Here is an 8293-nt window from a genome sequence, read left to right on the forward strand (position 1 = left end):
TATCGAAGGTACGCCGGGGCGTCGCGTCGAGTCAAATATTCTTTACATCACCTGCTGGGGTGCCCCGTCACCGCAGCCCTGAAACGGCGCTCCCGATTCGGCCGGGCGGTCAGGTCCCGCGCAGCCAGTCGCGGACGGCACGCCGGGGTCCCCGCCGTGAGAGAAGGACTATCAGAGCCACCGCCAACAGCGTCAACGCCCACCCTGGCAGCCGCAGAGGCGGCCGCGGGCCGGGATCGGCCGCCCCCGGCACACGCGGCTCGGCGCTGATGCGCACGGTGGCGACGTCGAGTTCGTAGACGGTGTCGGGCGCGGTCAGCAGTACGCGGGGCTGGTCGCCCAGTTCGTACAGCCGCTGATTGCTGACGATGGCCAGGGCCGTCTCGCCGCGCCAGCCGACGACCTCGATCAGCGGTGTCTTCTCGCGGCCGACCCGCAGCGCCCCGTCCACGCCGGGCAGCGCGGGCATGGCCGCGCCCGAGGACGCGTCCAACGGCAGCAGCCGACCCTGTGCGTCCGACAGCAGCAGCCGCCGCCCGTCCGGGGTCCACGCGGCCCGGCCCGCGAGCTGCCCGGCGAGCTGCTCGCGCCAGGCGACGGTCCTGTCGCGGGGGTACGCGGTGACCTGGTCTCGTTGCTGGACGGCGAGCATCGACCCGTCGGGTGACAGTGCGGCGCGCAGTTCGCGGTACAGGCCCGGCAGCGGGGTGAGCGGGACCTGCCACAGCTTTCGCCCGTCGGGCATGGACACGACGGTGATGTGGCCGCCGACGGGGTCGTCGCCGGACGCGTCGCCGTCGTAGTGGGCGAGTGCCGCCAGAGCGCCGTCGGGTGACCAGGTCAGCGGTGCGCCGGCGTCGAGGGTGGCCACTTCGCCGGTGGCCACGTCCAGCAGCCGGCTGCGGTGGCTGCCGGTGGAGTCCCACCGGGCCATGAGCACATACCGGCCGTCGGGGGAGAGCAGGATCGTGTTCGTCGACTCGGCCGCGAAGGTCCACTCGGGCCGGTCGTACCCGCGGTAGCGGTCGTCGCTGCCGACGACGGTCAGGGGGGAGTTCTCGCCGGGCAGGAACTGGTCGGCGGTCGCGTACACGGCCAGCGCGCGGGGCAGTGGCGCGTCGTCGAGCGCGGCCGTGCCCGCCGGTGCCGGCACCAGGACGGTGGGGAGCCGGTCGATTCCCGGTTCGGCCGGCTCCGGTGGGCTAGGCTGCCAGGCGGGAAGGGCGATGCTGCCGGCGATGAGCAGGGTCGTGACGGCGGCGAGGGCGGCCAGGCGGCGTCGCCGGGCGCGGCGGGCGCGGGCGTACAGGCCGGACGGTACGCGTATGGCGGCGTTGTCGGCGACGTCGTGCATGATGCGGCCCAGTTCGGTCGTCACCGGGTCACCACCGATCTGGGCTGGTCCCCGACCAGGGTGGCCAGGTGCGGGTTGAGTTCTCGCAGCCGCGCCAGGGCGTGGCGGGTCTGGCTCTTGACGGTGCCGACGGCGCAGGAGAGCTGCTCGGCGGTCTGTGATTCGCTGAGGTCCTCGTAGAAGCGCAGGACCAGCACGGCGCGCTGTTTCGGGGTGAGGCGGCGCAGGGCGGCGTCGAGGACCAGGCGCAGGTCCTGGTCGGTGGGTGCGGCGGCGAGGGTGGGCAGCTCGCCGGTGAGGGTCTCGGGTGGGCGGCGTTTGAGGGTGCGCCACCAGGACACGGACTGGGTGAACAGGATGCGGCGCACGTACGCCTCGGGGTCGTCGATCCTCGCCCAGCGGACGGCGGCCCGGCACAGCGCGGCCTGCAGCAGGTCCTCGGCGTCTTCGCGGTGCCCGGTGAGCAGGTATGCGATCTTGGCCAGTGCCGCCGAGCGCCCCGCCACGAACTCCTCGAAGGATGCCTGTGTCTGCTGCGTGTCCATTCACACCTCCTGCTTACTCAGACGCCCGCCACCGGGGCTGTGGAGGGAGGCAACCTATCGCGTTGATGATCGACGGGCGGGCGTGGCTCGGGGGTAGGCGTCGGATCCCGTGGGAGCCGGTGCCGGACTCGTGGGTGTCCGCTGCCGGCGGTACCGTGCGGCCGTGGACTGGGACGGGTTCGAGGCGGCGTGGCACGACGGCGGATGCCGCGCCCTGGCGGAGTTGGCCGCCGCGTTTCCGGGTGAGCGGCTGTACGCCGCGGCGTTCCATCTGTTCTACGGCGACGGCACGCAGATCCTGCCGCCGGCCCTGGCCGTCAACGCCGAGTCGGCGGTGCGGCATCACGGCGGGTACTCGACACGGTTCGCGGCACCGGAGTGGCGGTGGAGTGTCGTGGACGCCGCGAGCGACGGGATGCGCCCGTGGTACCGGCACCTCACCGACGAGTTCCTGACGCCTGTGGACGGTACCGATGAGGTGGCCGAGGCGTTGGGCACACTCGAGGCGGCACACGACGCCGCCATGGCCAGGGTCTGCAAGGCGATGACCGCGACCGCTCGCCGCGGCCGGATCCACGGTGCCCTCCCGGCCGGCTTCTTCGTCGCCATCCTCGAAGGGCAGCGCGGAGACGCCGAAGCCGACCTGATCCGCGCGAGCGTCGAGCCCCACATCGTCGATGCCACGCCCGGACTGGCCGAATATCTCCGGGAAATCGAGACGCAGTGACCTCCGGTCAGATCGGCGCAAAGTCCGCCGATGCCGCTGCGCCCTGGCTGCCGTGCCGACCCGACCTTGCCCGGGACCTGTCTCGCGCCAGCAGTTCTTGTTGACATCTGATGGATGCTGTTGGAATCTGTCCGGCGTGCGATACCTGGAGACGTTCTCGACGGGGTACGGGGCGCTGCCGCCCCGCGCCAACCCGGCCACCGACGCCGCCCGCCTGAGCCTCAACGGCACCTGGCGGTTCCGGCTGACGCCCACCGCCGACACCCCCGCCGACTTCGCCGACCCGGCCTTCTCCGACAGCGGCTGGGACGAGATCGCCGTGCCGTCGCACTGGCCCCTGCAGCGCCGCGACGGCAGCTGGGGCAACCCCATCTACACCAACGTGCGCTACCCGATCCCCGTCGACCCGCCGTACGTGCCCACGGAGAACCCGACCGGCGACCACCGGCTCACCTTCGACCTGCCCGGCGGCTGGCCCGGCGGCGACGCGCTGCTGCGCTTCGAGGGCATCGACTCGTGCGGGCGGATCTGGCTCAACGGGACCGAACTCGGCGTCACCTTCGGCAGCCGGCTGCCCAGCGAGTTCGCCGTCGGGCACCTGCTGCGCCCGACCGGCAACGTCCTGGCCGTGCGCGTGCACCAGTGGTCGGCCGGCACCTACGTCGAAGACCAGGACATGTGGTGGCTGCCCGGCATCTTCCGCGACGTCACCCTGCTCGCCCGGCCCGACGGCGGGCTGACCGACGTGCGCGTGCACGCCGGATACGACCACCGCACCGGCCTGGGCACCCTGCGCGTCGACACCGTCGAAGGCGCCGTGCTGACCTGCCCTGAGCTCGGCCTGTCGGCAGCGCCCGCCGGGTTCGCGATCGAGCTGCCGGTGACGCCGTGGACCGCGGAGACGCCGCACCTGTACCGGGTCGAGGTCGCCACCGGTGCTGAGCGGGCCGTGGTGGCCGTCGGGTTCCGCACCGTCGTGATCGAGGACGGGCTGTTCAAGGTCAACGGGCGTGCGGTGCTGTTCCGGGGCGTCAACCGGCACGAATTCGACCCCGACCACGGCCGGGTCGTCAGCGAGGAGCTGATGCGCACCGATCTCGTGCTGATGAAACAGCACAACATCAACGCGGTACGCGCCAGCCACTACCCGCCGCACCCGCGCTTTCTCGACCTGTGCGACGAGCTGGGCATGTGGGTGATCGACGAGTGCGACCTGGAGACCCACGGGTTCGGGGAGAACGACTGGCGGCGCAACCCCACCGCCGACCCGGCCTGGCGGGACGCGCTCGTCGACCGGGCGGTGCGCATGGTCGCCCGCGACCGCAACCACCCGTCGATCGTCATGTGGTCGCTGGGCAACGAGGCAGGCGTCGGCGACAACCTCGGACACATGGCCGCCGCGATCCGGGCCCTCGACGACACCCGGCCCCTGCACTACGAAGGCGACCGCGAATGCCGGCACACCGACGTGTACAGCCGCATGTACGCCGACCACGCCGAGGTCGAACTCATCGGCCGGGGTGAGGAACCGCCGCTCGACGATCCCGAGCTCGACGCCCGCCGCCGCGCCATGCCGTTCCTGCAGTGCGAGTACGCCCACGCCATGGGCAACGGCCCCGGCGGACTGCACGAATACCAGCAGCTGTTCGAACGCTACGACCGGCTTCACGGCGGGTTCGTCTGGGAGTGGATCGACCACGGCATCCGGTCGCGAACCGCCGACGGGCGCGAGTTCCACGCCTACGGCGGCGACTTCGGCGAAGAACTCCACGACGGCAACTTCATCTGCGACGGCCTGGTCTTCCCCGACCGGACGCCGTCACCGGGGCTGCTCGAATACAAGAAGGTCATCGAACCGGTCCGCATCACCGAAGCCGGACCCGGTGCCTTCACGGTCGCCAACCGGCACGACTTCGCCGACCTCACCGGCCTGACCCTGTGCTGGACGTACGAGATCGGCGGCATCGAACACGCCGCCGGTGAGCTGCCGTGCCCGCAGCTCGCGGCGGGCGAGTCCGCCACTGTCGCACTGCCCGTAGCCGAGGTGCCGGGTGCCGGTGGGGGAGCATTGACCGAATCGGCGGCCGCAGGTGAGTCGTGGTGGACTCTGCGGGCCGTACTGGCCGCGGACACGGCCTGGGCCGGCGCGGGGCATGAGATCGCCTGGGGCCAGTGGCCTGCCGTGGACGCCTCTGTGGTCAACGGGGTCGAAGCGGCAGGATCGGCGCTTGACGAAGCCGAAGCCGGGTTCGGCGCGCCACGGGCGGCACGGTTCGACGAGCGCGGGCGGCTCATGGAACTTGGCGGGATCGGCCTGGTCGCGCCGAGGATCGACCTGTGGCGCGCACCGACTGACAACGATACCCACGCCCTGGCGGCGCAGTGGCGGCACGCGGGCCTGCACCGGGTACATGAGCGCACGATCGACGTAATCGCAGACCGCGACGCTCTGCTCGTGCGCACCCGCGTCGCCCCGGCCGCGACCGACGCCGGGCTGCTGGTCACCTACCGGTGGAGCGAAGCAGGCGACGTGCTGCGACTGCAGCTCGACATCACCCCCGACGGCGTTTGGACCGTGCCGCTGCCCCGACTCGGGCTCCGCCTCGGCCTGCCTGCCGGCTACGACCAGGTTGAATGGTTCGGGCGGGGACCTGGCGAGGGCTACGCCGACACCCGGCTCGCCACCCGCGTCGGCCGGTTCACCAGCACCGTTGACGCCATGCAGACCCCATACGTCTACCCGCAGGAGAACGGGTCTCGGCTCGACGTGCGATGGGCGAACGTGACCGACGCCACCGGTGCCGGACTGCGAATCGACGGCCGGTCACCGTTCCAGTTCACGGCCCGGCGGTGGACCAGCGAGCAGCTCGACGCCGCCCGGCACCTGACCGATCTGGTGCCTGGTGCACACGTGTGGGTGAACGTGGACCTCGCCCAGCACGGCATCGGCAGCAACTCCTGCGGCCCCGCCGTGCTACCCGGGCACGAACTGCACGCCGCCCCGGCCGCGTTTACGGTGGTGTTCACCCCGCTCCGCTGACCGACACGTGGCTCCCACACTGCGGCGTGCTTGCAGGTGCCTGGTGGTGTTCATCGGGGTGCCGACATGCATCGGTGTGGCAGTCCGGGCACGTATTGGATCACTGGTGCAGGAGCGCTTTGATCTGGGACTCCAACGGTTTGGCGCCCGCGCGGTTGTCGACGGTCAGGTGGGGGACCGGGGGTTCGATCCCGGCCCGGATCTGCTCGGTGAACGCGTCGAAGCCGGCCAGTTTCTGGGCGTCGCGGGGCAGGCCTCGGGCGTGTAGACGGGCGTGCAGGGTCGTGGTATCGGTGCGGATCCAGACCAGGCGCACCGGGTCGCCGCCGAGCTCGGCCACCCACGCCGCCCACCGGTCTGGATCATGGATCTGGCCGGTGAACGGGGCGTCCAGGAGCACGGGGCAGCCGTGGGAGCGGATCAGGCGGGCCGTGGCCGTCATGCCGCCATACTCGTGGATCTTGATGTGCTCGTCGTACCAGGGCCCCTCCCGCTCGCCGTGGGGGCGGCCAGCGGCCTCCAGGGTGGCGGCGACGAAGCCGCTGTAGAGGACGTCCTTGTCGAGCAGGGCCGGGACCGGGTCCAGGGCTGCCAGCAGCAGTCGGGACACCGTGCTCTTGCCTGCCCCTGGAGGGCCGGCGACGACCCATGCGGCGGCGTTCACGCCCGGAGACTACCGACACCGGTAACCCGATGTGCGTGATCAACGGGGAGCGTGTATCGTTGTGGCTCGTGCGGCTGACGCCGGACACCAGCGGAGATGTGCCTCCGAAGGTGGCCGGGGGAAGTCGGACACCACCGGTCCGGGTGGCGGAATGGCAGACGCGCTAGCTTGAGGTGCTAGTGCCCGTATAGGGCGTGGGGGTTCAAGTCCCCCCTCGGACACCACAGAAACGCACCGGTGCGCATTCTCGCGTACACGTGTTCAAGTGCACTTGAACACGGTCAGCTCTGGAAAGTTACTCCGGGGCTACACAGGGTGAGGCGATCATGATGGCCACTCGCCCTGATTCGATCATTCCGGCGGTTACTGTCAGTAGTAGCCGTGGCGGTGCTCAAGATCGTGTCCGGCCCAAGACGCCACGCGTGCTCACTCCTCCGGAGCTGCCACCAAGGCGTCTGCGGGCGGCCGGATTCAGTTGTCTGCTCGCTGCGGTCGACAAAGGCGGGCGCCTGGCCTTGGGGTCCCTGCTCGAGGAACTCGAATGGACGCCAGGAACGACAGTCGGCCTGCGGCGGATCGGCGGCCTCGTTGTTGGCACTGCGTCTGAGCAGGGAAACGTTTCGGTATCAGCACGCGGCCACCTGCGGCTGCCGCTTAGCATCACACGCTGGTTCGGCTTCTCAGCGGGGAGCCGAGTACTGCTCGTCGTCGACGAGCACCGTCTTGTCATCCACTCACCGGTCAGCGTTGACGCCATGGTGGCGGCTGTGCACCGAGAGGCATTCGGGGGTCAGGCGTCATGACGTCAGCGGATTCATCGGCACGTCCGGAGATCGAAGCCGCGCTTCTGTTGCTGGGCAAGCTCGGCCTTACGCCAGCCGATCTCGTCTCCAGCAGCGCTGCTGGGAGGCCGGCCGTCCCGACCTTCGCCGAATTCATCCCAGAGGTCGCGGCAGCCGTAACCCCCGGAACGCTGAAGACCTACGGCTCCTACTGGGCCAAAGTTGCGGAACTGTGGGGCGACCGAAAGATCGACAGCCCGACGGCATTGGAACTTGAGCAGTTAGGAGAGGCGATCAAGGCGAAGCGAACCGTACGGTCAAGCGACCGAGGCGGGCGCAGCGCACTGGAAAACTACGTCGGTGCAATGCGCTGCCTCTACCGGCGCGCAGTCGACTGCGATCTGATACTCGTATCGCAGAATCCGGCGGCAAAGATCAAGAAGCCGCGTCGACTGCCGAGCAACCGACGTGCGCTTCCCGACGCGAGGCTGCAAGAGATTACAGCTGTTGCCGCGAATGGGGGCGACGATCCGGCGCTGGACGCATTGCTGATCCGCTTCCACACTGAGACCGGCGCTCGCAGAGCGGGCGCACTCGCCGTTCGTCCTATGGATCTTGACATGGTGCAGTGCCTTGTTCGCCTGCGAGAAAAGGGAGGAACCGAGGACTGGCAGCCTGTGTCACCTACGCTCATGGCCCATCTGTGGGATCACGGCGTAGAACGAGGTGCCCCGCAAGGTGGCCAGCTTCTTCGGTACAGAAACGGGCGGCCTATTACCTATCGCCGCTATGACGGGCTGTGGGTGCGTGTTCGGGAGGTCCTGCCGTGGGCGGCTGCTCAGGGCGTCAGCACCCACTGGCTGCGCCACACGATCCTGACGTGGGTAGAGAGGAACTTCGGGACTGCGGTTGCTCGCGCATTCGCCAGACACACCGATAAGGCGGCAGAGCAGAAGAGCGGTAGCACCGCGACCTACGTGAAGGCTGACATCCACGAAGTCGCGAGGGCTGTAGCTGCTCTGACGGGTGAGCCGCATCCCCTGGAGAATCCTTAGTACTACGCGGGCCGGGGGTATTGCTCCCGGCCCGCGAGACCGGTGGTCGATCGACGACTGCATAGGCCTAGCCTCGGTCTTTCATGAGTAATAGATCTTGGATTGAGGTCGACTAGCTTGATGATG

At 69.6% G+C, this 8293-nt stretch carries 6 protein-coding genes and 1 tRNA gene; 4 read left to right on the forward strand and 3 right to left on the reverse strand.

The window, feature by feature from the left end; genetic code table 11:
• Window positions 1-109: 109 nt before the first annotated feature.
• Window positions 110-1378, reverse strand: coding sequence for a WD40 repeat domain-containing protein (locus tag ACFQO7_RS25345; protein ID WP_376808711.1), 1269 nt, complete (start codon window positions 1376-1378; stop codon window positions 110-112).
• The gene (locus tag ACFQO7_RS25350; RefSeq protein ID WP_376808712.1) at window positions 1375-1899 is read right to left on the reverse strand and encodes a SigE family RNA polymerase sigma factor; all 525 of its coding nucleotides are present in this window, start codon (window positions 1897-1899) and stop codon (window positions 1375-1377) included. The genes ACFQO7_RS25345 and ACFQO7_RS25350 overlap by 4 nt, the downstream gene beginning before the upstream one ends.
• A 163-nt stretch (window positions 1900-2062) precedes the next feature.
• Between ACFQO7_RS25350 and ACFQO7_RS25355 the strand changes: the two genes are divergently transcribed.
• Entirely contained in the window at window positions 2063-2626 is a 564-nt protein-coding gene (locus ACFQO7_RS25355; protein WP_376808713.1) for a hypothetical protein, read from the forward strand.
• 136 nt (window positions 2627-2762) lie between these two features.
• Window positions 2763-5666, forward strand: coding sequence for a glycoside hydrolase family 2 TIM barrel-domain containing protein (locus ACFQO7_RS25360; protein ID WP_376808714.1), 2904 nt, complete (start codon window positions 2763-2765; stop codon window positions 5664-5666).
• Between the two features lie 100 nt (window positions 5667-5766).
• Here the strand turns inward: ACFQO7_RS25360 and ACFQO7_RS25365 are convergent, their stop codons facing one another.
• The gene (locus tag ACFQO7_RS25365) at window positions 5767-6330 is read right to left on the reverse strand and encodes a P-loop nucleotide/nucleoside kinase family protein (RefSeq protein WP_376808715.1); all 564 of its coding nucleotides are present in this window, start codon (window positions 6328-6330) and stop codon (window positions 5767-5769) included.
• 137 nt (window positions 6331-6467) lie between these two features.
• Between ACFQO7_RS25365 and ACFQO7_RS25370 the strand changes: the two genes are divergently transcribed.
• Both ACFQO7_RS25370 and ACFQO7_RS25375 read left to right on the forward strand, forming a co-directional pair.
• A tRNA-Leu gene (locus ACFQO7_RS25370) sits at window positions 6468-6554 on the forward strand.
• Between the two features lie 575 nt (window positions 6555-7129).
• A complete protein-coding gene (locus ACFQO7_RS25375) occupies window positions 7130-8167 on the forward strand; it encodes a site-specific integrase (protein ID WP_376808716.1) in 1038 nt (345 codons plus the stop codon).
• Window positions 8168-8293: the final 126 nt, after the last annotated feature.

It is taken from the genome of Catellatospora aurea (genome assembly GCF_042663325.1).
In the GTDB taxonomy this organism is placed as follows: domain Bacteria; phylum Actinomycetota; class Actinomycetes; order Mycobacteriales; family Micromonosporaceae; genus Catellatospora; species Catellatospora aurea.